The sequence below is a fragment of the Streptomyces canus genome (assembly GCF_030816965.1).
GTDB lineage: Bacteria > Actinomycetota > Actinomycetes > Streptomycetales > Streptomycetaceae > Streptomyces > Streptomyces canus_E.
The window spans coordinates 7,574,055-7,599,674 of the sequence record NZ_JAUSYQ010000002.1; the positions used below are offsets into that span (position 1 = coordinate 7,574,055).

Annotated in this window: 23 protein-coding genes; 13 read left to right on the forward strand and 10 right to left on the reverse strand. The window is 71.5% G+C overall.

The genetic code is table 11. The features are described from left to right. The first annotated feature begins 148 nt into the window (after positions 1 to 148). From QF027_RS35825 to QF027_RS35855, 7 genes are all read left to right on the forward strand, one after another. Positions 149 to 538, forward strand: a complete 390-nt coding sequence (locus QF027_RS35825; protein WP_306975296.1) for a cell division protein SepF — start codon at positions 149 to 151, stop codon at positions 536 to 538. An 81-nt stretch (positions 539 to 619) separates the two neighbouring features. Then, entirely contained in the window at positions 620 to 1,816 is a 1,197-nt protein-coding gene (locus QF027_RS35830) for an AAA family ATPase (protein WP_306975294.1), read from the forward strand. Continuing rightward, positions 1,813 to 2,139 (forward strand): nucleotide pyrophosphohydrolase, encoded by a 327-nt coding sequence (locus tag QF027_RS35835; RefSeq protein WP_266509161.1) that lies wholly within the window; start codon positions 1,813 to 1,815, stop codon positions 2,137 to 2,139. The genes QF027_RS35830 and QF027_RS35835 overlap by 4 nt, the downstream gene beginning before the upstream one ends. Before the next feature lie 178 nt (positions 2,140 to 2,317). After that, positions 2,318 to 2,782 carry a DUF6099 family protein gene (locus tag QF027_RS35840; protein ID WP_306975291.1) on the forward strand — a complete coding sequence of 155 codons (465 nt, stop codon included), beginning with the start codon at positions 2,318 to 2,320 and terminating at the stop codon, positions 2,780 to 2,782. A gap of 384 nt (positions 2,783 to 3,166) precedes the next feature. Further along, entirely contained in the window at positions 3,167 to 4,090 is a 924-nt protein-coding gene (locus QF027_RS35845) for an LLM class F420-dependent oxidoreductase (protein ID WP_307079269.1), read from the forward strand. A gap of 155 nt (positions 4,091 to 4,245) precedes the next feature. Beyond that, positions 4,246 to 5,724, forward strand: a complete 1,479-nt coding sequence (locus QF027_RS35850) for a 3' terminal RNA ribose 2'-O-methyltransferase Hen1 (protein WP_307079271.1) — start codon at positions 4,246 to 4,248, stop codon at positions 5,722 to 5,724. Next, positions 5,721 to 8,300 (forward strand): polynucleotide kinase-phosphatase, encoded by a 2,580-nt coding sequence (locus QF027_RS35855; RefSeq protein WP_306975286.1) that lies wholly within the window; start codon positions 5,721 to 5,723, stop codon positions 8,298 to 8,300. Before QF027_RS35850 ends, QF027_RS35855 begins: the two co-directional genes overlap by 4 nt. Before the next feature lie 41 nt (positions 8,301 to 8,341). On the opposite strand, the gene QF027_RS35860 is transcribed toward QF027_RS35855, so the two are convergent. Beyond that, entirely contained in the window at positions 8,342 to 9,235 is an 894-nt protein-coding gene (locus tag QF027_RS35860) for a hypothetical protein (RefSeq protein ID WP_307079273.1), read from the reverse strand. Beyond that, positions 9,232 to 10,236 carry an SPFH domain-containing protein gene (locus QF027_RS35865; RefSeq protein ID WP_306975282.1) on the reverse strand — a complete coding sequence of 335 codons (1,005 nt, stop codon included), beginning with the start codon at positions 10,234 to 10,236 and terminating at the stop codon, positions 9,232 to 9,234. Before QF027_RS35865 ends, QF027_RS35860 begins: the two co-directional genes overlap by 4 nt. 122 nt (positions 10,237 to 10,358) lie before the next feature. Here QF027_RS35865 and QF027_RS35870 point away from each other — a divergent pair, with 122 nt between their 5' ends. Further along, entirely contained in the window at positions 10,359 to 11,582 is a 1,224-nt protein-coding gene (locus QF027_RS35870; RefSeq protein ID WP_306975279.1) for an arginine deiminase, read from the forward strand. Between the two features lie 116 nt (positions 11,583 to 11,698). After that, positions 11,699 to 12,706 carry an ornithine carbamoyltransferase gene (argF, locus tag QF027_RS35875; protein ID WP_307079275.1) on the forward strand — a complete coding sequence of 336 codons (1,008 nt, stop codon included), beginning with the start codon at positions 11,699 to 11,701 and terminating at the stop codon, positions 12,704 to 12,706. A gap of 3 nt (positions 12,707 to 12,709) precedes the next feature. On the opposite strand, the gene QF027_RS35880 is transcribed toward argF, so the two are convergent. Continuing rightward, the gene (locus tag QF027_RS35880) at positions 12,710 to 13,162 is read right to left on the reverse strand and encodes an ATP-binding protein (protein WP_306975275.1); all 453 of its coding nucleotides are present in this window, start codon (positions 13,160 to 13,162) and stop codon (positions 12,710 to 12,712) included. A gap of 320 nt (positions 13,163 to 13,482) precedes the next feature. On the opposite strand from QF027_RS35880, the gene QF027_RS35885 reads away from it, so the two are divergent. Continuing rightward, positions 13,483 to 14,310 carry an enoyl-CoA hydratase family protein gene (locus QF027_RS35885; protein WP_306975272.1) on the forward strand — a complete coding sequence of 276 codons (828 nt, stop codon included), beginning with the start codon at positions 13,483 to 13,485 and terminating at the stop codon, positions 14,308 to 14,310. Between the two features lie 2 nt (positions 14,311 to 14,312). Beyond that, the gene (locus QF027_RS35890) at positions 14,313 to 16,589 is read left to right on the forward strand and encodes a bifunctional salicylyl-CoA 5-hydroxylase/oxidoreductase (RefSeq protein ID WP_307079277.1); all 2,277 of its coding nucleotides are present in this window, start codon (positions 14,313 to 14,315) and stop codon (positions 16,587 to 16,589) included. A 98-nt stretch (positions 16,590 to 16,687) separates the two neighbouring features. Here QF027_RS35890 and cysC read toward each other — a convergent pair whose 3' ends face one another. The 3 genes from cysC to QF027_RS35905 all read right to left on the reverse strand — a co-directional run bounded on the left by cysC (position 16,688) and on the right by QF027_RS35905 (position 19,773). Then, the gene (gene cysC / locus QF027_RS35895) at positions 16,688 to 17,239 is read right to left on the reverse strand and encodes an adenylyl-sulfate kinase (protein ID WP_306975268.1); all 552 of its coding nucleotides are present in this window, start codon (positions 17,237 to 17,239) and stop codon (positions 16,688 to 16,690) included. A gap of 113 nt (positions 17,240 to 17,352) precedes the next feature. Then, positions 17,353 to 18,165: a PaaX family transcriptional regulator gene (locus tag QF027_RS35900; RefSeq protein ID WP_306975266.1), complete on the reverse strand. Its 813-nt coding sequence runs from the start codon at positions 18,163 to 18,165 to the stop codon at positions 17,353 to 17,355. 15 nt (positions 18,166 to 18,180) lie between these two features. Next, the gene (locus QF027_RS35905; protein WP_307079279.1) at positions 18,181 to 19,773 is read right to left on the reverse strand and encodes an AMP-binding protein; all 1,593 of its coding nucleotides are present in this window, start codon (positions 19,771 to 19,773) and stop codon (positions 18,181 to 18,183) included. 135 nt (positions 19,774 to 19,908) lie between these two features. Here QF027_RS35905 and QF027_RS35910 point away from each other — a divergent pair, with 135 nt between their 5' ends. Together QF027_RS35910 and QF027_RS35915 are read left to right on the forward strand one after the other, a co-directional pair. Further along, entirely contained in the window at positions 19,909 to 21,081 is a 1,173-nt protein-coding gene (locus tag QF027_RS35910) for an acyl-CoA dehydrogenase family protein (protein ID WP_307079281.1), read from the forward strand. Continuing rightward, complete coding sequence (locus QF027_RS35915; RefSeq protein WP_307079283.1) at positions 21,078 to 21,476, forward strand: RidA family protein; 399 nt, start codon at positions 21,078 to 21,080, stop codon at positions 21,474 to 21,476. The genes QF027_RS35910 and QF027_RS35915 overlap by 4 nt, the downstream gene beginning before the upstream one ends. A 409-nt stretch (positions 21,477 to 21,885) precedes the next feature. Here QF027_RS35915 and QF027_RS35920 read toward each other — a convergent pair whose 3' ends face one another. The 4 genes from QF027_RS35920 to modA form a co-directional block, all read right to left on the reverse strand. Further along, positions 21,886 to 22,080, reverse strand: a complete 195-nt coding sequence (locus tag QF027_RS35920; RefSeq protein WP_057611223.1) for a DUF5999 family protein — start codon at positions 22,078 to 22,080, stop codon at positions 21,886 to 21,888. Positions 22,081 to 22,466: 386 nt separating this feature from the next. Then, a complete protein-coding gene (locus QF027_RS35925; protein WP_307079287.1) occupies positions 22,467 to 23,558 on the reverse strand; it encodes an ABC transporter ATP-binding protein in 1,092 nt (363 codons plus the stop codon). Between the two features lie 176 nt (positions 23,559 to 23,734). Further along, positions 23,735 to 24,598 carry an ABC transporter permease gene (locus QF027_RS35930; RefSeq protein WP_306975254.1) on the reverse strand — a complete coding sequence of 288 codons (864 nt, stop codon included), beginning with the start codon at positions 24,596 to 24,598 and terminating at the stop codon, positions 23,735 to 23,737. Beyond that, positions 24,595 to 25,419: a molybdate ABC transporter substrate-binding protein gene (gene modA / locus QF027_RS35935; RefSeq protein WP_306975252.1), complete on the reverse strand. Its 825-nt coding sequence runs from the start codon at positions 25,417 to 25,419 to the stop codon at positions 24,595 to 24,597. The genes QF027_RS35930 and modA overlap by 4 nt, the downstream gene beginning before the upstream one ends. Between the last annotated feature and the right edge of the window lie 201 nt (positions 25,420 to 25,620).

Here is a 25,620-nt window from a genome sequence, read left to right on the forward strand (position 1 = left end):
GGGTAAGACCCCATTTCGGCACGGCGGACGGCGGTGGGATGGGCGACCCACGCGGTCGCGCACCGTGTCGCTGTTGGGCCGAACGGGTGACTTGGCGTAAGAATTGGCTGGTGCAGGCATTGAAGGCGAGTCGGAGCGGGGGCAACCGGTGAACAGGTACGACGTCACCGATGAACAGTGGGAGGGGCTCGCCCAGGTCGTTCCGTTGCGCGGGCGGGACGCATGGCCGTCCGCGGTCGGCCACCGGTCCATGCCGGAGGCCGAGACCGAGGCCCGGCGCCGCTTCGTCGTCCTGCGGATCAACGTCTTCGCGGACGCCCGTGAGGTCGCCGAGACCCTGATGGCGGGCATACCCGTCCTGCTCGACCTCACCAGCGCGGAGCCGGAAGTAGCCAAGCGGGTCCTCGACTTCAGCACCGGCGTCGTCTTCGGCCTGGCGAGCGGAATGCACCGCGTGGACCGCAACGTGTTCCTGCTGACACCGGCCGGGACCGAGGTCACGGGCTTGATGGAGGGCGCGGGCATGCCGGCATCGTGAGCCTCGGACCGGTTCGCTCGTTCGTAGGAAGGGCGCTGCGGAGGAACGGTTCGGCCGGTGGCGGAGTCCTACGGTCCGGATATGCCTGTCTCCCCCACATCCTCTGTCGTGCCCGCTCAGTCCGCTCCTCCGCGCGCGGAGCGGTCGCAAGGCGGTGGGCGCCGCCCCGACCGGCCGTGTCTCACCGAACTGCGGCTGTCCTCGTACGCCGTCCACCGGCGGGCCGGGTTCCCGCTCGCACCGCTGACCCTGATCGCCGGCCCCAGCGGGAGCGGCAAGACGAGCGCCCTCAGAGCGTACGAGGCACTCGCTCGGCTCGGTGGCGGCGCGAGCCTCGGTGAGGTGTTCCCGCGCCCCCTCTCGTGCGTCCCCGACCGAGCGCGCCCCGACGCCCAGCGCCGCCGCGGCTTCCGGATCGGCTGCACGGCCGACGGACCCGAGGGACCGGTCCGGCTCGACGTCGCGGTCCAGGCCGAGCCCGAACTGCGCATCGTGGGGGAGCGGTTGACCTCCGGCGGGCTCGTCCTGCTGGAGACCGCCCTGCGCGACCCCTCCCGCCGGACCGTACAGGCCGCCTGGCACACGGCAGGGACCGCGCCGGTCACCCGTGCCCCGCTCCCGGACGACCGGCTCGGCACCGCCCTGTTGCCGCTGCGCGTGGCCGGCAAGACGGACGGACAGCGGCGCGTCCTCGCCGCCGCCGAGCAGATGGTCGTCGCCCTGCGCTCCGTCTTCGGCTGCGACCCACGGCCCGGCCGCATGCGCCTGCCCGTCCCGACCGGTACCGGACGGCTCCTCGGCGGCTGCGGCAACCTCGCCGACGTCCTGTGGCGCACGCGCACGGAGTGCGGCCGGCGCCACGCGCAGCTCGTCGCCGCGGTGCGCGCCGGATGCGCGGGCCCCGTCACCGACGTCCTCGCCGAGACCCTTCCCACCGGGACGGTCCGGGCCCTGCTCGACCGCGGGGACGGCAGCCGGACGGCGCTCGGGCGGCTGGGCGACGGCGAGTTGAGGTACCTCGCGCTCGCGCTGGTGCTGCTCACCGGGCCCGGAGTGCTGGAGGTCGACCCGGTCGGTGAGGTGCCCGCGGCCATGCAGACGCTCACCGTGCTCGCCGACAACCTCGACCGGAGCCTGGACCCACGGCAGCGCGCCGAACTGCTGCGGCTGGCCGTGCGGATGTGCGAGCGCGGACACATCCGGCTCGTCGGCGCGGTGAGCGACGCCTCCTGGGTCGCCGGGATCGAAGGGGTCACGGTGGTACACCTGGAGCCGTGACAGAACCCCTCGACGTGGCGAAACTGCAGCGCCGGCTGGCCGAGTTCGCGGCCGCCCGCGACTGGCAGCCCTACCACACGCCCAAGAACCTCGTCGCCGCGCTCAGTGTGGAGGCCTCCGAACTGGTCGAGATCTTCCAGTGGTTGACGCCCGAGGAGTCGGCACGGGTCATGGACGACCCCGACACCGCGCACCGTGTCACGGACGAGATCGCCGATGTGCTCGCCTATCTGCTCCAGTTGTGCGAGGTGCTCGGCGTCGATCCACTGGCCGCGCTGGACGCGAAGATCGACCGGAACGAGCGGAGGTTTCCGGCGCCGTAAGGAAGGGTTCAGTCCTCTTTCACTCTCCGTGATGAAATGGTGGTCCGAAACCGATTTGTTGTCCACAGATTTCCGTCTACCTCTGGTTTTTCGTTCCGAGCGAGCTCACTCTGGGTAGTGAACAAGCAGATTCGGGCGGACGTGCCCGGGGGTACGCCGGGACGGACGGGGGCAGCCGATGGACGCGGTGCGGCTCATCGTGACGAGCAGGCGTGCCCTGGCCGGGGGCGGCGAGGCGCCTCAGGTCATGGCGGAGGTGTGGCAGGCACAGGCCCTGGCCCAGGCGATAGGGAGCCGCCTCGCGGTCGCCGGGCCTCCCGAACTCCGGGGCGAGGCCTTGGGGTTGACCGAGCTGGCGGGCCGCGGTTGCGGTGTCCTCGACCGCCCCGACATCGCCATGGCGGAGTTGCGGGCCGCCCAGCTCACCGAGCTCGGCGACGCCCGCCAGGCCCTCCTCTACCTCGGAGGTCTCCTCGGCGAGGTGGGCATAGCCCTGGTCGGCCTCGCGTCCGCGGCGGACGACGAGACGACGTACTGGCAGTGCATGGAAGCGATCGACGCGGCGGACGAGTCGCGGGACCGGGTGCTGCAGATGCTGCGAAGACTGGCGGATCGGGGGGAGGAGTTGCCGGAGGCGGGGTGAGTTCTTCGGCAGCGGATTCGTCGCGGCTGGTCGCGCAGTTCCCCGCGCCCCTGGCTGGGTACAGCTGGGCCTGCTTCGACTGCACCCACTCAGGGGCGCGGGCTGTGACATCAGCGGCTCCGCCGCGGGGCGCGACCAGCCCCCACCGGCCTGCGCCGCCGGACAACCCTCAGCCGGCCTCCTCCTCACCGACTCCCCGCCCCGCACCCCCGGCCGCCTGAAGATCGGCATCCAGCGCCGACAGATCCGCGTTCGGCGCCGCCATCAACCATCTGCTGCAGCAATCCCTCGCGCACACCGTCGACGGATTCCACCCGCTCGGGGACGAGTGAGCTCCCGGGGACCGATGGGACCAAGGCGAACCCCTGCGTGCAGGATGGAGCCATGGATCTCCGCATCTTCACCGAGCCCCAGCAGGGCGCGAGCTACGACACCCTCCTCACCGTCGCCAAGGCCACCGAGGACCTCGGCTTCGACGCCTTTTTCCGCTCTGATCATTACCTCAAGATGGGCGACGCCGACGGCCTCCCCGGCCCCACCGACGCCTGGATCACCCTCGCCGGCCTCGCCCGTGAGACCAAGCGCATACGCCTCGGCACCCTGATGACGGCGGCCACCTTCCGGCTTCCCGGCGTCCTCGCCATCCAGGTCGCCCAGGTCGACCAGATGTCCGGCGGCCGCGTCGAACTGGGCCTGGGCGCCGGCTGGTTCGAGGAGGAGCACGCGGCGTACGGCATCCCGTTCCCGAAGGAGAAGTTCCCCCGCCTGGAGGAGCAGCTGGAGATCGTCACCGGCCTGTGGGCCACCGAGCCCGGCAAGACCTTCGACTTCCACGGCGAGCACTACGACCTCACGAAGTCGCCCGCGCTGCCCAAGCCCGCCCAGAGCAGGATCCCCGTGCTGATCGGCGGTCACGGCACGACCCGCACCCCGCGTCTGGCCGCCCGCTACGCCGATGAGTTCAACATGCCGTTCGGCTCGCCCGAGGACAGCGAGACGCAGTTCGGCCGGGTCCGTGCCGCCGCCCAGGAGGCGGGCCGCGCGGCCGACGCGATCACCTTCTCCAACGCGCTCGTCGTCTGCGTCGGCAAGGACGACCAGGAGGTCGCCCGCCGTGCCGCCGCGATCGGCCGCGAGGTCGAGGAGCTCAAGACCAACGGCCTGGCCGGCACCCCCGCCGAGGTCGTCGACAAGATCGGCCGCTTTGCCGCAGTGGGCTCGCGCCGGATCTACCTCCAGGTCCTCGACCTCGACGACCTGGACCACCTGGAGCTGATCTCCGCGCAGGTCCAGTCGCAGTTGTCGTGACCGGTTCGGCGCCTTTCGATTAATCGAAGGCGCAGGTCGGACGGATCGTGCGAAGCTGAGGACGTCGTCCTGCCGGCCCCCCGGGATCACCGTCCTCGGGGGCCTTCGCACGTACGGCGTTCCTGTCCCGTCCACCGGCCGGAGAGGCCACTCGCATGTTTCTGACGATCAGTACCACCGGCACTCCCGAGCGCCCCGCCACCGATCTCGGCTTCCTGCTGCACAAGCATCCCGAGAAGGCGCAGGTGTTCTCCACCTCCTACGGCAGGGCGGACGTCCTGTATCCCGAGGCGGACGATCAGCGCTGCACGGCGGCGCTGCTGCTGGAGGTCGACGCGGTGGCGCTGGTCAGGCGCGGCAAGGGCAAGGGGCGCGGCGGCGCCCCGGACGCGGCGCTCGCACAGTACGTCAACGACCGCCCCTACGCGGCGTCTTCGCTGCTCGCGGTGGCGCTGAGCGCGGTCTTCTCCAGCGCGATGCGCGGGGTGTGCAGCGCCAAGCCCGAACTCCCGTTGCAGACACGGCCGTTGCGCATCGAGGTGCCCGCCGTGGCGGCCCGCGGCGGCCCGGAACTCGTCCGCCGTCTGTTCGAGCCGCTCGGCTGGACCGTGACGGCCGAACCGGTCGCGCTGGACACCGAGTTCCCCGAGTGGGGCGACTCGCGCTACGTCCGCCTCGAACTGGAGTCCGCACAGCTCACCGTCGCCGAGGCCCTGCGCCATCTGTACGTCCTCCTCCCCGTCCTCGACGACGCCAAGCACTACTGGGTGGCCTCCGACGAGGTCGACAAGCTGCTCAGGGCCGGTGAGGGCTGGCTGCCCGCGCACCCGGAGCAGAAACTGATCACCAGCCGTTACCTGTCCCGCCGCTGGTCGCTGACGCGTGAGGCGATGGAACGCCTGGAGCTGGTGCGGCTCGCCGAGGCCGACGACAGCGAGGTCGAGGACATCGACAACGCCGTCGAGGCGGAGACCGAGACCGAGGAGAAGCCGACCCCGCTCGCCGTCCAGCGGCGCGAGGCGATCCTGGAGGCGCTGCGCGCGGCCGGCGCCGCCCGCGTCCTGGACCTCGGATGCGGACAGGGCCAGTTGGTGCAGGCACTGCTCAAGGACCCGAAGTTCACCGAGATCGTCGGCGTCGACGTGTCGGTGCGGGCGCTCACCATCGCCTCCCGGCGGCTGAAGCTGGACCGCATGGGGGAGCGGATGGCCTCGCGCGTCCAGCTCTTCCAGGGCTCCCTTGCGTACACCGACAAGCGGCTCAAGGGGTACGACGCCGCCGTGCTCAGCGAGGTGATCGAGCACCTCGACCTGCCCCGGCTGCCCGCCCTGGAGTACGCGGTGTTCGGCGCGGCCCGCCCGCGGACCGTCCTCGTGACGACGCCGAACGTCGAGTACAACGTCCGCTGGGAGTCGCTCCCGGCCGGGCACGTCCGGCACGGCGACCACCGCTTCGAGTGGACGCGGCAGGAGTTCCGGGCCTGGGCCTCGTCGGTGGCCGAACGGCACGGCTACGACGTGGAGTTCAGGCCGGTGGGACCGGACGACCCGGAGGTGGGACCGCCCACGCAGATGGCCGTTTTCGAATTGAGCACAGCGGTGATCAGGACCGAGAAGGAGGCGAAGGCGGCATGACCGAGATCCAGCGCACGGGACGGTCTCTTCCCGTCACCGACCTCTCCCTCGTCGTCCTCGTCGGCGCCTCGGGTTCCGGCAAGTCCACCTTCGCCCGCCGGCACTTCAAGCCGACCGAGGTGATCTCCTCGGACTTCTGCCGGGGCCTGGTCTCCGACGACGAGAACGACCAGGGCGCGACGAAGGACGCCTTCGACGTCCTGCACTACATCGCGGGCAAGCGCCTGGCTGCCGGCCGCCGCACGGTCGTCGACGCGACGAGTGTGCAGGAGGACAGCCGACGGCAGCTGATCGAGCTGGCGAAGAAGTACGACGTGCTGCCCATCGCCATCGTCCTGGACGTGCCGGAGGAGGTGTGCGCCGAGCGCAACGCGGCCCGCACCGACCGGGCCGACATGCCGATCCGGGTCATCAAGCGCCACATCCGTGAACTGAGGCGATCGATCCGCCGCCTGGAGCGCGAGGGCTTCCGCAAGGTGCACGTCCTGCGCGGCGTGGCGGACGTCGAGAACGCCACCGTCGTCACCGAGAAGCGCTTCAACGACCTGACCCACCTCACCGGTCCCTTCGACATCGTCGGCGACATCCACGGCTGCGCCTCCGAACTGGAGTCGCTGCTCGGCACGTTGGGCTACGCCGACGGCGTCCACCCCGAGGGCCGTACCGCGGTCTTCGTCGGCGACCTCGTCGACCGCGGCCCGGACAGCCCCGGCGTGCTGCGCCGCGTGATGTCGATGGTCAAGTCGGGCAACGCGCTGTGCGTGCCGGGCAACCACGAGAACAAGTACGGCCGTTACCTGAAGGGCCGCAAGGTCCAGCACACCCATGGCCTCGCGGAGACCATCGAGCAGATGGAGAGCGTCTCGGACGAGTTCCGGTCCGAGGTGAGGGAGTTCATCGACGGCCTGGTCAGTCACTACGTCCTCGACGGGGGCCGCCTGGTCGTCTGCCACGCCGGTCTGCCGGAGAAGTACCACGGCCGCACCTCCGGCCGGGTCCGCTCGCATGCCCTGTACGGCGACACCACCGGAGAGACCGACGAGTTCGGGCTGCCGGTGCGCTACCCGTGGGCGGAGGACTACCGGGGCCGGGCGGCCGTGGTCTACGGCCACACCCCGGTCCCCGAGGCGACGTGGCTCAACAACACGATCTGCCTGGACACCGGAGCCGTCTTCGGCGGCAAGCTCACGGCGCTGCGCTGGCCGGAGCGCGAGCTGGTCGACGTACCGGCGGAGCGCGTCTGGTACGAGCCGACGAAGCCGCTGAAGTCGGAGGCGCCCGGCGGGCAGGACGGCCGGCCGCTGGACCTCGCCGACGTCCACGGCCGCCGGGCGGTCGAGACCCGGCACGCGGGCCGGGTCGCCGTCCGGGAGGAGAACGCGGCCGCGGCCCTGGAGGTGATGAGCCGCTTCGCGGTGGACCCGCGGCTGCTGCCGTACCTCCCGCCGACCATGGCACCGACGGCCACCAGTCACCTCGAGGGGTACTTGGAGCACCCTGCCGAGGCCTTCGCGCAGTACGCGCAGGACGGTGTCGAGCGGGTCGTGTGCGAGGAGAAGCACATGGGCTCGCGGGCGGTGGCCCTGGTCTGCCGGGACGCGGAGACGGCCCGCAGGCGCTTCGGCGGTGGGGGTACCTCCCGCTCGAGCGCAGCCGAGAGTGGGGGAGGCCCGACCGGCTCGCTGTACACGCGCACCGGCCGCCCCTTCTTCGACGACGAGTCGGTGACGGAGGCGATCCTGGACCGCGTACGCGAGGCCATCGGCGAGGCGGGCCTGTGGTCCGAACTCGACACTGATTGGCTCCTGTTGGACGCCGAGCTGATGCCGTGGTCGCTGAAGGCCTCCGGGCTGCTGCGGTCGCAGTACGCGGCCGTCGGCGCCGCGTCCGGCGCGGTCTTCCCGGGTGCGCTGGCAGCGCTCCAGGGTGCGGCCGACCGGGGCGTGGACGTGACGGACCTGCTGGCCCGTCAGCGCGAACGGGCCGACGCGGCAGGAGCGTTCACCGACGCGTACCGGCGCTACTGCTGGACCACCGAAGGTCTGGACGGCGTCCGCCTGGCGCCGTTCCAGATCCTCGCGGTCCAGGGCCGCAGCCTCGCCGCGCTCCCGCACGACGAGCAGCTGGCCCTGCTGGACCGCCTGGTGGAGCACGACGGCACCGGCCTGCTCCAGACCACCCGGCGTCTCTACGTCGACACCGGCGACCCGGAGTCGGTGCGGGCGGGCGTCGACTGGTGGCTGGAGATGACCGGCCGCGGCGGCGAGGGCATGGTCGTCAAGCCGCTCGGCGCGGTGGTCCGCAGCCCGGAGGGCCGCCTGGTGCAGCCCGGGATCAAGTGCCGTGGCCGGGAGTACCTGCGGATCATCTACGGTCCCGAGTACACCCGCCCGGAGAACCTCGACCGGCTGCGCAAGAGGTTCCTGAACCACAAGCGCTCCCTCGCGGTCCGCGAGTACGCCCTCGGCCTGGAGGCCCTGGACCGGCTGGCGGAGGGCGAGCCGCTGTGGCGCGTCCACGAGGCGGTGTTCGGAGTGCTGGCGCTGGAGTCGGAGCCGGTCGACCCACGGCTGTGAGCCGCGGGGCCGGGCGTGAGGGGTGATCTGCCGGTCACCCCTCACCCCACCAACCGCAGCCGCTCCCCGCACACCCCCACCTCCACCGTCTGCCCCCACGTCAGCTCCACCGCGTCCCCCTCCATCCCGTCCCCGAAGGCGATCAGCCGTTCGGACTCGACGGTGAGGCGGAGGCGGGTGCGGGCGGGGAGTTCGCCGGCGATCAGGGACGTTCCGGTGGCGGGGGACGGCCACGCCTCCCGTACGAACCACAGGAGGCGGTCCTCCGTCGGGCCCGGCAGCCGCAGCCGGCCGCCCCGCTCCTGCCAGAGCGAGCGGAGCCAGCCGGTGGCTCCGGTGCCCGTCCCCACCAGCACCCCGGAGGAAGCCTGGGCCTCGACGACACCCCCGTCGTCCTCCAGGCCCAGGCGGTATCTGGCTGTCTGGTGTCCGGCGGCGCCCAGGTAGATCTCGTTCAGGGCGACCAGCCGTTGTGTGTCGTCGGCGACGGCCTCGACCATGGTGAGTTCGTCCACGGTGGTGTCGAGAGCCGCCGGGAGCAGGGCCGCGGCCTGCGCGGGACGGTGGCGTACCAGGACACCGGGGTTGCGGCCGGGGTCGGTGTCGATGCCCACCACGCGTTGTCCGGAGAGGTATTTGGCGACGTTGGCGACCAGACCGTCCTGCCCGACCACGAGCACGACGTCCTCGGGCGCGAACAGGAAGCGGTCCAGGTCGGCTCGTTCCACCCGCGCCTGACGCCAGGTCAGGGGAATCGCGGAGGTCACCTCGGCGAGCGCCCGCCGGGTGCGCTCATGGCGTTCGGCGACCTCCGCGATGTCCCGGCGCCGGGAGGAGAGGAAGAAGGCGGCCTGGCCGTGGGTGCCGTGGTGGGCCACCAGCTCCTCGTACTCCGTGGTGCGGTGAACCAGGACCGCTCGCGGTGCGAGACTCACTCCGGCTCCCGTGCGCCCAGCTTCGCCAGCAGCCCCGTCAGCACGTCCGGCGAGATCGTCACGCTGCCGATGTTCGGCAGGTTCTCCGCGAGCCGGGTCCCGGCGAGGGCGTGCAGCGTGGCGACCTCGACCTCCGCGTGCACCCGCAACCAGGCGGCCTGCGCCTGCGCCTTCGCGTCGCCCACCGTGCGCGCTCCTTCGGCCTCCGCGCGAGCGAGCCGTACCGAGCGTGTCGCCTCCGCCTCGGCCCGTACCGCGTCCGCCGCCGCGTGCTCCTCCGCCTCCCGGCGTGCGTTCGTACCGCGCTGCTCCACCAACTGCTCCTCGCGGCGGGCGAGTTCGATCTGGCTGGCCAGTTCGTTCTCGGCGATGGCCCGCTCCCGCTCCACGGCGACGGCCCGCCGTTCGTAGGTCGCCCGGTCGGCCTCCTGCTGGATCTGTTCGCGGGCCGGGGTGCGCAGCGCCCGTTCCACCTCCGGCTCGGGGCGCAGCGCCATCACGCGTACGGCCACCACCTCGATGCCGGTGGCCGGCAGCCGTGGTTCGGCGCCCAGGCCCGCCGCGATCCGCTCGCGCACCGCCGAAACGCCGTCGACCAGGGCGGAGGCCAGGGACGTCCGGGTCAGTACGTCGAGCGCGTGCTGCTGGGCCGTCTCCGTGAGCAGCGTGCCCAGTTGCTCCAGGGGCGCGCCCCGCCACACCCCGGTGTCCGGGTCGATCGAGAAGTCCAGGCGGGCGGCGGCGAGCGCCGGGTCGCCGATCCGGTAGGTCACGGTCGCCTGTACCGCCACGTCCTGGAAGTCCGAGGTACGGGCATGGAACGTCATGGCCAACTCGCGGTCGTCCACCGGAACTTCGGAGAGCGCGGCCGTCAGTGCGCGGAACCAGAAGCTGAGCCCCGGACCGTCGTGCAGCAGTGTGCCGCCGCGGTGGTGCCGGATGTGCGCCGTGGGCGCGCCGCGCAGATGGCGCCAGCCGAGGCGCCGGGTGATGTCGGCCATCGAACCCCCTCTTTTCGTCTGTTGGACGATAACGGCGCGGGGCGCTTTTCCTCAAGGGGACGAGAACAAGAAGCAAGGCGAACGGAGGGGTCAAGACGCCCCCCGTTGGTCAGGATGGAGGCATGGGATTCCACGTCGACTCCGAGACCGGGCGGCTGCGCCGCGTCATCCTTCACCGGCCGGATCTCGAGCTCAAAAGGCTCACCCCCAGCAACAAGGACGCACTGCTCTTCGACGACGTGCTGTGGGTGCGCCGGGCGCGCGCCGAGCACGACGGGTTCGCCGACGTGCTGCGCGACCGCGGTGTCGCCGTCCATCTCTTCGGCGACCTGCTCACCGAGGCCCTGGAGACCCCGGCGGCCCGGTCGCTCGTCCTGGACCGCGTCTTCGACGAGAAGGAGTACGGCCCGCTGGCCACCGACCACCTCCGGGCCTCCTTCGAGGCGCTGCCCGCCGGGGAACTCGCGGAGGCCCTCGTCGGCGGAATGACCAAGCGGGAGTTCCTGGAGGCGCACCCGGAACCGACCTCCGTGCGCTTCCATGTCATGGACCTCGACGACTTCCTGCTCGCCCCGCTGCCCAACCACCTGTTCACCCGCGACACCTCGGCCTGGATCTACGACGGTGTGGCCGTGAACGCCATGCGCTGGCCGGCCCGCCGGCGCGAGACGGTCCACTTCGAGGCGATCTACCGCCACCACCCGCTCTTCCGTGACGAAACGTTCCACATCTGGTCGGAGGGGCAGGCCGACTACCCGTCCACCATCGAGGGCGGGGACGTCCTCGTCATCGGCAACGGCGCCGTCCTCATCGGCATGAGCGAGCGCACCACGCCCCAGGCCGTCGAGATGCTCGCGCACAAGCTCTTCGCCGAGGGCTCCGCGCACTCGATCGTGGCCCTCGACATGCCGAAACGGCGGGCCTTCATGCATCTCGACACCGTGATGACGATGGTCGACGGCGACACCTTCACCCAGTACGCCGGACTCGGCATGCTCAGGTCGTACACCATCGAACCCGGCGTCGGCGACAAGGAGCTCAAGGTCACCGACCACCCGCCGGAGCACATGCACCGCGCGATCGCCGCCGCGCTCGGGCTGAGCGAGATCCGTGTGCTGACCGCCACCCAGGACGTGCACGCCGCCGAGCGCGAGCAGTGGGACGACGGCTGCAACGTCCTCGCCGTCGAGCCGGGTGTCGTCGTCGCCTACGAGCGCAACGCCACCACCAACACCCATCTGCGCAAGCAGGGCATCGAGGTGATAGAGATCCCGGGCAGCGAGCTGGGGCGGGGAAGGGGCGGGCCCCGCTGCATGAGCTGTCCGGTGGAGCGGGAGGCCGTATAGGTGGGATCCCTTGTGGAACGCGCAATCGCATAGTCGTACAGCAGTCTGTATATAAATGCTGAGAGTCGTATAGACTTCCAAGGTCCGTCTGTTCACGCACCTCTGGAGCGCCCCCCATGGCGACAGTCCCGACCGCCCTCGCCGGCCGCCACTTCCTCAAGGAGCTCGACTTCAGCGAGCAGGAGTTCCTCGGGCTGGTCGAGCTGGCAGCCGAGCTGAAGGCCGCCAAGAAGGCGGGGGCCGAGACGCGGTACCTGAACGGGAAGAACATCGCGCTGATCTTCGAGAAGACCTCGACGCGCACGCGCTGCGCGTTCGAGGTCGCGGCGGCGGACCAGGGTGCCTCGACGACGTACCTGGACCCGTCCGGCTCGCAGATCGGGCACAAGGAGTCCGTACGGGACACCGCGCGCGTGCTCGGTCGTATGTACGACGGGATCGAGTACCGCGGGGACAGTCAGCAGAAGGTGGAGGAGCTGGCCGCGTATGCCGGGGTGCCGGTGTACAACGGGCTCACCGACGACTGGCACCCCACGCAGATGCTGGCCGACGTGCTGACGATGACCGAGCACACCGCGAAGCCGGTCCGGGAGATCGTCTTCGCCTACCTCGGTGACGCGCGGTTCAACATGGGCAACTCGTATCTGATCACCGGTGCGCTGCTGGGTATGGACGTACGGATCGTCGCGCCGAAGGCCTACTGGCCCGCGCAGGACGTCGTCGAGCAGGCTCGCGCGCTCGCCGTGGACAGCGGGGCGCGGATCACCCTCACCGAGTCGCTGGAGGAGGGTGTGCGGGGGGCGGATTTCGTCGCGACCGACGTCTGGGTCTCCATGGGGGAGCCGAAGGACGTGTGGGACGAGCGGATCGCCGCGCTGTCGCCGTACGCGGTGACCACGGACGTGCTGCGGGCCACCGGGAACGCGGACGTCAAGTTCCTGCACTGTCTGCCCGCCTTCCACGACCTCGGTACGAAGGTGGGGCAGGAGATCTTCGAGACCCATGGCCTGGAGTCCCTGGAGGTCACGGACGAGGTGTTCGAGTCGGTGCACTCGGTGGTCTTCGACGAGGCGGAGAACCGGCTGCACACGATCAAGGCGGTCCTGGTGGCGACACTGGCCTGAGCGTCACGCCGGGTGCCACTGCGGCGGCACCACCGGCAGACGGAACCACACCGCCTTGCCGGTCTCGGTCGGGCGGTGCCCGCACGACGAACTGAGCGCCCGGATCAGGAGCAGGCCCCGGCCGTGCTCCTGCCAGGGATCCGGGTCCCTGGTGTCCGGGTGGGTCAGATGGCCCGGGGGCGCCGGGTCCGGGTCGTGCACCTCCACCTGGCAGCCGGTCGGCAGCAACTCCACGACCAGCTCGATCGGGGTGTCGCCGGAGGTGTGTTCCACGGCGTTCGCCACCAGCTCGGCTGTCAGCAGCTCCGCGGTGTCGCAGTCCGCCCCGTGCTCCAGCTCGGCCAGCGCGGTGCGGACCAGAGCGCGCGCCACGGGCACGGCCGCGGCGGAGTGCGGCAGCGCGATGCGCCAGGAGGCGGAGGCCGGGGGGCGATCTTGCAAGGCGGGTCCGTTCATGAGCAGGCTGTCCTGCTTTCAACCGTATGAATGGTACGGCGCCGTCGACAGAGTCGTCCGGCGGGCGCCGTACGGGACCTTCGGCCCCGTTGGCAGGCGGCTTACCCGTAGCAACGGCTTGCCTCCCGCCGCTGATCCCGCCGTTGCCGGTCTGTCGACGAGCCGTGACGGATGTGACCGGGCCAGGTCACACCAGGGTGCTCTATCGCGCACTCGTGACGACAGTCAAAGAGGAGTGATAGCTTCGAGGGGAGAGCGCACCTGGATGCGCCGGAACCTCGCCACTCGCACTTCGTCCGAGCACGAGGAGGCCGCACGCCATGAGTCCCTTCACCGGCTCCGCCGCCCGCACCTCCGACTGGCGGCACCTGCGCGTCGACCTCGCCGACGGGGTCGCCACCGTCACCCTCGCCCGCCCCGAGAAACTCAACGCGCTCACCTTCGGCGCCTACGCCGACCTGCGCGACCTGCTGGCCGAACTGTCCCGCGAGCGGTCCGTCCGCGCCCTGGTCCTGGCCGGCGAGGGCCGCGGTTTCTGCTCCGGCGGTGACGTCGACGAGATCATCGGCGCGACCCTCGCCATGGACACCGCCCAGCTCCTCGACTTCAACCGGATGACGGGCCAGGTGGTGAGGGCCGTACGGGAGTGTCCGTTCCCGGTGATCGCGGCGGTGCACGGGGTGGCGGCGGGCGCGGGCGCGGTCCTCGCCCTGGCGGCCGACTTCCGGGTCGCGGACCCCTCGACCCGCTTCGCCTTCCTCTTCACCCGGGTCGGCCTGTCCGGCGGGGACATGGGCGCGGCCTATCTGCTGCCTCGCGTGGTCGGCCTCGGCCATGCCACCCGGCTCCTCATGCTCGGCGAACCGGTCCGCGCTCCCGAGGCCGAGCGCATCGGCCTGATCAGCGAACTGACCGAGGAGGGCGGCGCGGACGAGGCCGCCGCGCGCCTGGCCCGCCGTCTGGCCGACGGGCCGGCACTGGCGTACGCCCAGACGAAGGCCTTGCTGACGGCGGAGCTGGACATGCCGTTGGCCGCTTCGGTGGAACTGGACGCCTCGACGCAGGCTCTCCTGATGAACGGCGAGGACTACCGGGAGTTCCACGCCGCGTTCACGGAGAAACGGCCGCCGAAATGGCAGGGACGGTGATCATGTCCCTCTCCGTCCCCCGCATCGCGATCATCGGCGGCGGCCCCGGCGGGCTGTACGCGGCAGCTCTGCTGAAGCGACTTGATCCCGGGCGCGAGGTCACCGTCTGGGAGCGCAACGCCCCCGACGACACCTTCGGCTTCGGCGTGGTCCTCTCCGACGAGACCCTCGGCGGCATCGAGCACGCGGACCCGGTGGTCCACGAGGCGATGCAGTCCGACTTCATCCGCTGGGACGACATCGACATCGTGCACCGGGGCGTACGGCACACCTCCGGAGGCCACGGCTTCGCCGCACTCGGCCGCAGACGACTCCTCGGCATACTGCACGACCGCTGCCGCGCTCTCGGCGTGGACCTCCGCTTCCGTACGGTGGCCCCGGCCGGCCTCGAAGAGACGCACGACCTCGTCATCGCCGCCGACGGAGTCAACAGCACGACACGCGAACGCCACAGCCATGTGTTCCGCCCCCATGTGACTCCGCACCACTGCCGCTACATCTGGCTCGCCGCCGACTTCCCCTTCGACGCCTTCCGGTTCGAGATCGCCGAGACCGAACACGGCGTGATGCAACTCCACGGCTACCCCTACGCCCCCGATGCGTCCACCGTGATCATCGAGATGCGCGAGGAGGTCTGGAGGGCGGCCGGCTTCGACGAGGTCAGCCCACAGGAGTCGACGGAGAGCTGCGCCAAGATCTTCGCCGAAGCCCTCCGCGGCCGCCCCCTGCGCTCCCACAACTCCACGTGGACCACGTTCCGCACGGTGGTCAACGACCACTGGTCGCACGGCAACACCGTGCTGCTCGGCGACGCGGCCCACACCGCCCACTTCTCCATCGGCTCCGGCACCAAGCTCGCCGTCGAGGACGCCCTCGCCCTGGCCGCCTGCCTGGAGGAACAGCCCTCGCTGGACAGGGCGTTGGCGGCCTACGAGGCGGAGCGCAAACCCGTCGTCGCCTCCACGCAGCGCGCCGCCCGCGCCAGCCTCGAGTGGTTCGAGAACCTCGGCCTCTACCTCGACCAGCCGCCCCGCCAGTTCGCCTTCAACCTGCTCACCCGCAGCCGCCGCGTCACCCACGACAACCTGCGCCTGCGCGACCCACGCTTCACCGGCGCAGTGGACCGCGAGTTCGGCTGCGCGCCGGGCACGCCCCCGATGTTCACCCCGTTCCGGCTCCGCGGTCTGACCCTGCGCAACCGGGTCGTGGTGTCGCCGATGGACATGTACTCCGCCACCGACGGCATCCCCGGCGACTTCCACCTGGTCCACCTGGGCGCCCGGGCTCTCGGCGGCGCCGGGCTGGTGATGACCGAGATGGTGTGCGTCTCGCCCGAGGGACGCATCACGCCCGGCTGCACCGGCCTCTACAACGGCAGGCAGTCCGCGGCCTGGAAACGGATCACCGACTTCGTGCACGCGCAGTCGCCGGGCACCGCGATCGGCGTGCAGCTCGGCCACAGCGGCCGCAAGGGCTCGACCAAGCTGATGTGGGAGGGCATCGACGAGCCGCTGGCCGAGGGCAACTGGCCGGTCGTGGCGCCGTCCCCGATCCCGTACAAGCCCTCCAACCAGATCCCGCGCGAGCTCGGCCGTGCCCAACTGACCGACATCCGTGAGCAGTTCACGGCGGCAGCCTGGCGTGCCGCCCGGGCCGGCTTCGACCTCCTCGAACTGCACTGCGCGCACGGCTATCTGCTCTCCGGCTTCCTCTCCCCGCTGACCAACCGGCGCACGGACGCCTACGGCGGCTCGCTCGCGAAGCGCCTGCGCTTCCCGCTCGAAGTCTTCGACGCCATCAGGGGAGTGTGGCCGCAGGAACGGCCCATGACCGTCCGCATCTCCGCCACCGACTGGGCCGAGGGGGGCAACACGGCCGAGGACGCCGTCGAGATCGCCCGCGCCTTCGCCGCGCACGGCGCCGACGCGATCGACGTGTCGACCGGGCAGGTCGTGGCCGAGGAACACCCGGACTACGGGCGGTCCTACCAGACGCCGTACGCCGACCGGATCCGTCACGAGGCCGGTGTCCCGGTGATCGCGGTCGGCGCCATCTCCTCCTGGGACGACGTCAACTCGCTGATCCTGGCCGGGCGTACGGATCTGTGCGCGCTGGCCCGCCCGCATCTCTACGACCCGCACTGGACCCTGCACGCGGCCGCCGAGCAGGGGTACGACGGTCCCGGCGTCGTCTGGCCGGAACCGTACCGCGCGGGCAGCCGCCGACCGCAGACCGGACGCACCGATGCCCCCAAGCCGCGGCTCACGCTGGGGACTTGAGGGCGTACAGCCGCGAGGTGCGGCATGACGATGGAGTTCTTGCCGCCGATGTGCATCGCCTCACTGAAGTGCGTCCGGGTGGGAGAGACCGGATCCGGTCACACCAGCCCCCGTTCCGCCAGCGCCGCGTACACGGTGGCCGCCGACTCCTGGGGCGTCTGGTCCTGCGTCTTGAGGACCAGTGAGGGGTCCGCCGGCGGCTCGTAGGGGTCGTCGACGCCGGTCAGGCCGGTCAGCTGCCCAGCGGCCTGCCGGGCGTAGAGCCCCTTCACGTCCCGCTTGCTGCACACCTCCACCGGGGTCGCCACATGCACCTCGACGTACGGCGTGCCGCTCGCGTCATGCCGTGTGCGGACGGCCTCGCGGCTGTCGGCGTACGGGGCGATCACCGGGACGACGGACAGGACGCCGTTGCGCGCGAGGACCTCGGAGACCAGGCCGATCCGCTGCACGTTCGTGGTGCGGTCCTCGCGGGAGAAGCCGAGGCCGGCGGAGAGGAAACGGCGTATCTCGTCGCCGTCGAGGACCTCCACGCGATGTCCCTCGGCCTTCAGGCGGTCAGCGAGCAGACGAGCGATGGTCGTCTTGCCCGCGCTGGGCAGCCCCGTGAGCCAGACGGTGGCTCCCTGAGCCCTTGCCGTGGTGGTCATGCGCAATGGTCCTCTTCTCTCTCACGACGACCCGGAGGACGCTAGGCAAGAAACTTGAGAAGAGGGACAGAGGGAGCTGAGGGTTGTCTTGGGGGACCGTGGAGTGCCTGGGATCACAGACCGACGAAGGTGGCGCCCGCGTCCCGCAGCCGCTCGTGCAGGCCTCGGAACACCGCCGCCGCCCGCCGACCCGGCCAGTCCTGAGGGAGCAGCGGGGCGGGCAGGCCGGGGTCGGAGTAGGGGAGGTGGCGCCAGGAGTCGAGGGCCAGCAGGTAGTCGCGGTAGGCCTCCTCGGGCGGGGTGTCGGCCCGGTCCTCCCAGTCGCGCAGCACGCGCGCGTGGCGGTCGAGGAAGGCTTCGTGGTCCTTGGCGATCGCGGCCAGGTCCCACCAGCGGGACACCGCCTCGACGGTCGCGGCGAAGCCGAGATGCTCGCCGCTGAAGAGGTCGACGTACGGGTCGAGCCGCAGCCGCTGGAGGGTGTGCCGGGCCTCCTCGTACAGTCGCGCCGGGGCGATCCACACCCCGGGGGCCGCCGTGCCGAAGCCCAGTCCGGCCAGCCGTGAACGCAGCACGTGCCGCTTCTGCCGCTCCGACTCCGGCACCGAGAACACCGCGAGCACCCAGCCCTCGTCCTCGGGCGGGGTCACCGCGTAGATGCGCCGGTCGCCGTCGTCGAGCAGCTGACGGGCCTCCTGTGACAGTTCGTACCCGGCTGAGCCCCGTGCCGTGCGGGCCGGCAGCAGCAGTCCGCGCCGCTTCAGGCGGGACACCGACGAGCGTACGGACGGGGCGTCCACGCCGACCGCGGCCAGCAGCCGGATCAGCTCGGCGACGGGCACGGGGCCCGGCATGAAGCGGCCGTAGGCTCCGTAGAGCGTGACGATGAGAGACCGTGGTGCATGCTGGTCGGACACGTTGATCATCTTAGTTCGTGTGGATCACTGCTGGTCACCAACGGTGCGCAGCCTGAACCGCTGGAGTTTGCCGGTCGCCGTGCGCGGCAGCGCGTCCAGGAAGACGATCTCGCGCGGGCATTTGTAGGGCGCCAGTTCGGTCTTGACGTACGCGCGCAGCGCCTCGGCGTCCCGCTCGGCGCCCTCCTTGAGGACGGCGAAGGCCACGACCACCTGACCGCGTGCCTCGTCGGCCCGCCCCACGACGGCCGCCTCGACCACGTCCGGGTGCCGCAGCAGGGCGTCCTCCACCTCCGGTCCGGCGATGTTGTACCCGGCGGAGATGATCATGTCGTCCGCGCGGGCCACATAGCGGAAGTACCCATCCTTCTCGCGGATGTATGTGTCGCCGGTGCTGTTCCAGCCGTCCCGCACATACTCCAGCTGCCGGGGATCGGCGAGGTAGCGGCAGCCGACGGGACCGCGCACGGCGAGCAGGCCGGGTTCGCCGTCGGGCTTCTCCCGACCTGTCTCGTCGACCACGCGCGCGTGCCAGCCGGGTACGGGCACCCCGGTCGTCCCGGGCCGGATGTGCTCGTCGGCGGCGGAGATGAAGATGTGCAGCAGCTCGGTGGCGCCGATGCCGTTGACGATCCCCAGCCCGGTCCGCTCCTGCCAGGCCTGCCAGGTGGCCGCGGGCAGGTTCTCTCCCGCGGAGACACAGCGGCGCAGCGACGAGACGTCGTACGCGTCGAGTTGGTCGAGCATCGCGCGGTAGGCGGTGGGGGCGGTGAACAGGACCGAGACCCGGTGTTCGGCGACGGCCGGCAACAGCTGCTGGGGACCGGCCTGTTCGAGCAGGAGCGAGCTGGCGCCCGCGCGCATCGGGAAGATCACCAGGCCGCCGAGTCCGAAGGTGAAACCGAGCGGGGGACTGCCCGCGAAGACATCGGCCACATGTGGCTTGAGCACATGTTTGGAGAAGGTGTCGGCTATCGCGAGCACATCTCGGTGGAAGTGCATACAGCCCTTGGGCCGCCCGGTGGTCCCGGAGGTGAACGCGATCAGCGCCACGTCGTCGGCCGCGGTCTCCACGGCGGGGTACGGCATCCCGGGCGCCTCGCGGTTCAGGAGGTCGTCGGGGGCGTCGCCCCCGTACGTCGTGATCCTGAGACCCGGTATCTCGGCCTTGGCGAGATCGTCGACGGCGCGGATGTCGCACAGGGCGTGCTCTACGCGCGCGATCTCGCACATCGTGGCCAGCTCGTGCGGCCGCTGCTGGGCCAGCACCGTCACGGCGACCGCGCCCGCCTTCAGCACCGCCAGCCAGCAGGCCGCGAGCCAGGGTGTGGTCGGGCCGCGCAGCAGGACACGGTTGCCGGGGACGACCCCGAGGTCGCCGGTGAGGAGATGCGCGAGCCTGTCGACGCGTGCGCGCAGTGTGCCGTACGTCCATGTGTCCCCGGCCGGGGTGTGGAACACCGGGCGGTCGTCGGACGGGCCCGTCAGCAGCTCGGCGGCGCAGTTCAGCCGATCGGGGTAACGCAGCTCCGGAAGGTCGAAACGGAGCTCCGGCCACTGGTCGGGGGGCGGGAGGTGGTCGCGCGCGAAGGTGTCGACGTGGGCCGAGACGTTCATGGCGGGTCGCCCCCTTGCCGTGGGCCGCCTTGTGGGCGTCGATGGTGGGCTCGCACAAGGAGCGTATCGTGTTGATGACGACAGTCAACGGCACGCGATACTGTCGTAGGGCCCTGTCGAGAGAGGGGACCGGCAATGCCCGCATTCTCGCTCGAACCGTCCCAGACCGCCCGGTGTGCGCAGCTGCGCACCCTCGCCGCGGAACGGCTGCGCCCGCTCGCGGAGAAGGGCGAGCCGGGGCGTGTGAACCGTCCGCTGGTCGCCGAGCTGGGCCAACTCGGCCTCCTGGAGCGCCTGTTCACCTCCGGCGCGCTGGATCTGTGCCTCATGCGGGAATCCCTCGCGTACGCCTGCACGGAGGCGGAGACGGCCCTCGCCCTCCAGGGTCTCGGCGCCCACCCCGTCCACGCGTACGGCACTGCGGCCCAGCGGGAACGCTGGCTGCCGGCGGTGAGCGAGGGCAGCGCGGTGGCCGCGTTCGCGCTGAGCGAGCCGGGGGCGGGATCGGACGCGGCGGCGCTGTCCTTGTCCGCTGTCCCCGACGGCCCCTCCCGCTGGCGGCTCACCGGGGAGAAGTGCTGGATCTCCAACGCCCCCGAGGCCGACTTCTGCACCGTCTTCGCGCGGACCACCCCCGACGCCGGCGCCCGGGGGGTGACCGCCTTCCTCGTGCCCGCGGACCGGCCCGGGTTCAGCGGTACCGGCCTCGACATGCTCTCCCCGCATCCCATCGGCGCCCTCGCCTTCGACGCCGTGCCGGTGAGCGCCGACGACGTCCTCGGAGAGGTCGACCGCGGCTTCCGGGTCGCCATGGGCACCCTCAACCTCTTCCGGCCCAGTGTCGGCGCCTTCGCGGTCGGCATGGCACAGGCGGCGCTGGACGCGACCCTCGCGCACACCTCCCGACGGGACGCCTTCGGCGGCAAGTTGAGCGATCTTCAGAGTGTCGCGCACACGGTCGCCGAGATGGCGCTGCGCACGGACGCGGCCCGCCTCATGGTGTACGCGGCGGCGACGGCGTACGACGAAGGCGCCCCGGACGTGCCCAAGCGCGCGGCGATGGCGAAGCTGCTCGCGACCGAGACCGCGCAGTACGTCGTCGACAGCGCGGTCCAACTGCACGGCGCACGCGCACTGCGGCGCGGTCATCTGCTGGAGCATCTGTACCGGGAGGTGCGCGCCCCGCGTATCTACGAAGGGGCGAGCGAGGTGCAACGGGGCATCATCGCCAAGGAGTTGTACGCGGAACTGGCGACCGTGAAGGCCGGGGAAGTCGGGGAAGCCGTAGAGACGATGGAGGCTTCATGACCGCCGAGCGCATCAACCCGCCCGAACTGTCCCCGCCCACCGGCTTCTCGCACGCGGTCGTCGCCACCGGGTCCCGGGTGGTCTTCCTCGCGGGGCAGACCGCTCTCGACGCCGACGGCAAGGTGGTCGGGGAATCCCTGCCGGAGCAGTTCGAGAAGGCGCTCGGCAACCTCCTCACCGCCCTGGCGGCCGCCGGTGGCACTCCGTCCGACCTCGCCCGCGTCACCGTCTACGCCACCGATATCGCCGCCTACCGCACCCACGCCCCTGAACTGGGCCGCATCTGGCGGGAGTCGGCGGGCCGGGACTACCCCGCGATGGCGGTCGTGGAGGTCGTACGGCTGTGGGACGACCAGGCGGCGGTGGAACTCGACGGCTTCGCGGTGCTGCCCTAGCATCGCCGGAATGCCCGGACCGGGCGTCGGGAAGGTGCTCGGGGTGGCCTGCGGCCTGCCGGGTGTCCGGCGGGGTGGCGTTCCTGGTGCCGGCGCCGGGGCCGAAGCCGCTGCTCGGGCCGCCGGTCGGGATCGGCCGGCTCACCGGGCGGCCGGTGCCGGACGAGATCGTCGACGGCGGCTGCGGGCGCTGGGGGCGCTGGGGGCGGACGTGGGGACCCGACGGGGGTTACGGCGTCGCGGGGACGCGCATCCGGATCACCGAACACGTCACCCGTGATCGTCGCCCGGCCGGACTCCTCCCGCAGAGGTGGCTGCTGCTTGAGACCGGGGCTCGCGGACGCCGATCGCCGAGGATCAGCCGGGGCGTCATGCCTCAGCGTTGCGGGAGTTCATCGCGGGGAACTGATCAGGCGGCGACGGCCAGCTGTCCGGCCGGCACCCGGTGCGGCGCGACGATCCGGCCGTCGGGCAGCAGCTCGCCGCTGTCGTCGAAGACGATCGCGCCGTTGCACAGCAGGTTCCAGCCCTGCTCGGGATGGGCCGCGACGATGTGCGGGGTGGTGCTGTCGGACGAAGCGCACGAAGACCGGTGAGAACACATGGCGCACCTCCATATTGGCGGGACCGTCCCCATGGGGTCCGTATCCGTATGGGTAGACCATGCTCCTGTCGCGCACTCAGCGGAACGGCCCAGCATGAAGCGTGACAACACGCGGACAACTCTCGGACGGTTCCACGACGCTCGGTGCGGACTCGCCACCATGTCCGTCCGCCCCGTCCGCCCCGTTCGCCCCCTGCTCCTGCGCTCCGCCCTCGCCACCGCTGCCGCTGCCGCTGCAGAACGGGGACCGATCGCGTGTTCCGGGCGTTCAGGGCGTGCGGTGCGTCCGAGCGTGTCCCTCCGCCTCGGCGAGAGCGCCCGCAGCGCATGATCCCCGACGAGTCGGCGAGTCGGCGAGTCGGCGACTCGGACCGCGGGGAGCCGTGTCAGACGGGATACGCGTGTGTCTGCGCCGCCTTCACCGCCGCCCAGACCTCCGCGCCCGGGTGCAGGTCGAGTTCCGCCGCGGCCACCGCGGTGAGGTCCGCTGCGAGGGGGAGCTCGCCGGTGAGGTCGGCGCGGATCTGGTCGCCGTGGGTCTCCAGGCCGGCCACCTCGCAGCGCCAGTGGTTGCGGGCGCTGGAGCCGGCGGGCGGTTCACGGTAGAGGGTCACGGCGCTCGGCGGGAAGGCGACGAACACGGGTCCGGAGAGGTCGTCCGTGGTGGTGAGCGCGGGTCCGGCTTCGAGGCGGACCGTGTGGCCGTCGGCCTCGCCCCGGTAGAGGTTCAGGCCGACCAGCTGGGCGATGTAGTCGGTGCGCGGATGGCGGGCGATGTGGGACGGGGCGCCTTCCTGGACGACCTCGCCGTGCTCGACGACCACGAGACGGTCGGCGAGGACCATGGCGTCCAGCGGGTCGTGCGTGACGAGTACGGCGACGGCCTCGAACTCCACCAGGTGGCGCCGCAGTTGGGCACGGATCTCCAGCCGGGTGCGGGCGTCGAGGGCGGCCAGGGGCTCGTCGAGGAGCAGCAGCCGGGGTTGGGTCGCCAACGCGCGTGCCAGGGCCACGCGTTGGGCCTGGCCGCCGGACAACCTGCGCGGTTTGGCGCCCGCGTGGGCGGCGAGACCCATTCGCTCCAGCCAGGCGGCTGCCCCCGCACGGGCCGCCGCCTTGGTCGCGCCCTGACAGCGCGGGCCGAACGCGACGTTGTCGAGGGCGGTGAGGTGCGGGAAGAGCAGATAGTCCTGGAAGACGACGCCGACGGGGCGGGATTCCGGCGGCGTGCGCTCCAACGCGGTGCCGTCCAGCCGTAGATGACCGTCGGTGAGCGGCGTCAGACCGGCGAGTGCGCGCAGGGCGGTGGTCTTGCCGGCACCGTTCGGCCCGAGGAGGGCGACCACCTCGCCGGGGGCGACGGTGAGTGAAACGTCGAGGCGGAAGGCGCCGCGGTCCACGACGAGACGGGCGTCGAGGCCGCCGGGGGCGGTGCCGGGGCGGACGCCGGGGGCGGCGGCTCGAGTCTTCTCGCTCATCGGGCGCGCTCCGCTCCCCGTCGGACGGGAGGCCTCGGCTCCCGCCGGTCGGCTGTCACTGGTCCCGGCTGTCACTGGTCCCGACCGTCGGACTGTTCTGCCGCAGGCCCTGCCTGCACCGGCCCCAGCAGTCCCTTCACCACCGACCCCGCCCTCCCCGCCGGCACCCGTATCGCTCATCCCGCCGTCATCCAACGATCGCGCAGCCCCGCCAGCACCGCCACGGACACGGCCAGGAGGACCAGGCTGAGGGCGACGGCCGCCTCCGGGTCGCTCTGGAGGGCGAGGTAGACGGCGAGCGGCATGGTCTGGGTACGGCCCGGGAAGTTGCCCGCGAAAGTGATCGTCGCGCCGAACTCGCCCAGCGCCCGCGCCCAGGCCAGTACCGCGCCCGCAGCGATGCCCGGTGCGATCAGCGGCAGCGTGACCCGGCGGAACGCCGTGAAGCGGGAGGCGCCCAGGGTCGCCGCCGCCTCCTCGTACCGCGGGTCGGCGGCCCGCAGGGTTCCCTCCACGCTGATGACGAGGAACGGCATCGCGACGAACGCCTCGGCGACCACGACCCCGGCCGTGGTGAAGGGGAGCGTGATCCCGAACCAGGCGTCGAGCCACTTGCCCACGACCCCGTTGCGGCCCAGCGCCATGAGCAGCGCGACACCGCCGACGACCGGCGGAAGGACGAGCGGCAGGGTCACCAGGGCCCGGACCAGGCCGCGGCCGGGGAACTCGACGCGGGCCAGCAGCCAGGCCAGCGGAACCCCGATGACCAGGCTCACCGCGGTGGCGGCCGTGGCGCAGACCAGGGACAACTGAAGCGCCTGCCACACATCGGCGCTGGTCAGCTGCTCGGGCATGCTGCGCCAGGGCGCCCGTACAAGAAGCGCGACCAGCGGCACGATCAGGAACGCCAGACCGATCAGCGCCGGCACGAGCAGCGGCAGCGGCACACCGCGGCCGACCGCACCCGTTCGGACACGCCGGCGCCGCGGCCCGCCCCGGAGGGTCTCGGGCGCGGCCTCGGGCAGGTCTGCGCGGGTCACGGCTTCAGGAACCCGGCATCGGTCAGGACCTTCTGGCCCTCGGTGGACCGCACGAGCGCGATGAACGCCTTGGCCGCGTCGGTGTTCTGCGCGCCCTTGAGCACGGTGACCGGGTAGTCGTTGACGGCGTCGGCGGACTCGGGGAACTCCACGCCCCCCACCTTGTCACCCGCGGCGTGCACATCGGTCTTGTAGACGACGGCCGCGTCGGCCTCCTTCAGCTCGACCTTGGTCAGCGCGGCCTTGACGTCCTGCTCGTAGGAGACCGGCGTGAGCTTCAGCCCGCTCGCGTCCAGGGCCTTCTGGGCGGCGGCGCCGCAGGGCACCTCCTTGTCGCACAGCACGACCTTCAGGTCCGGGTTCGTGAGGTCCTTCAGCGACGCGACCTGGTCCGGGTTGCCGGGCAGGGTGGCGATCTCCAGCTGGTTGCGCACGAAGGTGGCGGGCGTGCCGGAGGCGTCCCCGGCGTCCGTGACGATCTTCATCGTCTTGGGACTGGCCGAGGCGAACACGTCCGCCGGGGCGCCGCCGGTGATGCTCGCGGCGAGCGAGTCGCTGCCGCCGAAGCTGAAGGTCACCTTCGTGCCCGGGTGGGCCCGCTCGAACTGCTTGCCCAGCGTCGTGAAGCTCTCCTCGAGGGAGGCGGCGGCGAAGACGGTCACCGTGCCGGAGAGCTTGTCCGAGGTGGACGCGGAGGAGTCCGACGTCGTGGACGAGGAGCCCGAGCCGGACGACGAGCAGGCGCTGACGGCCAGCAGCGCGGCGGCGCCTGCCCCGGTCACCTGCAGGGTCCGGCGGTTCCGACGCGCGGTACGGGTCATCACGGGTCCACTCCCTCTGGGTCCTGACGGACACCTTCACCTGCGGTCCTTGCGGACCTTCCACGATCCACGATACTGGCGCAGATGCGAGGTGAAAGTCAGCTGTCGCATCGCATGAGCTTGAAACCTGATTCATCAGGGTGGCATGTGCGTTCGTACGGGATGCGGTAATCCCGTTGCCGGGGGCGATCCCGGTGATTA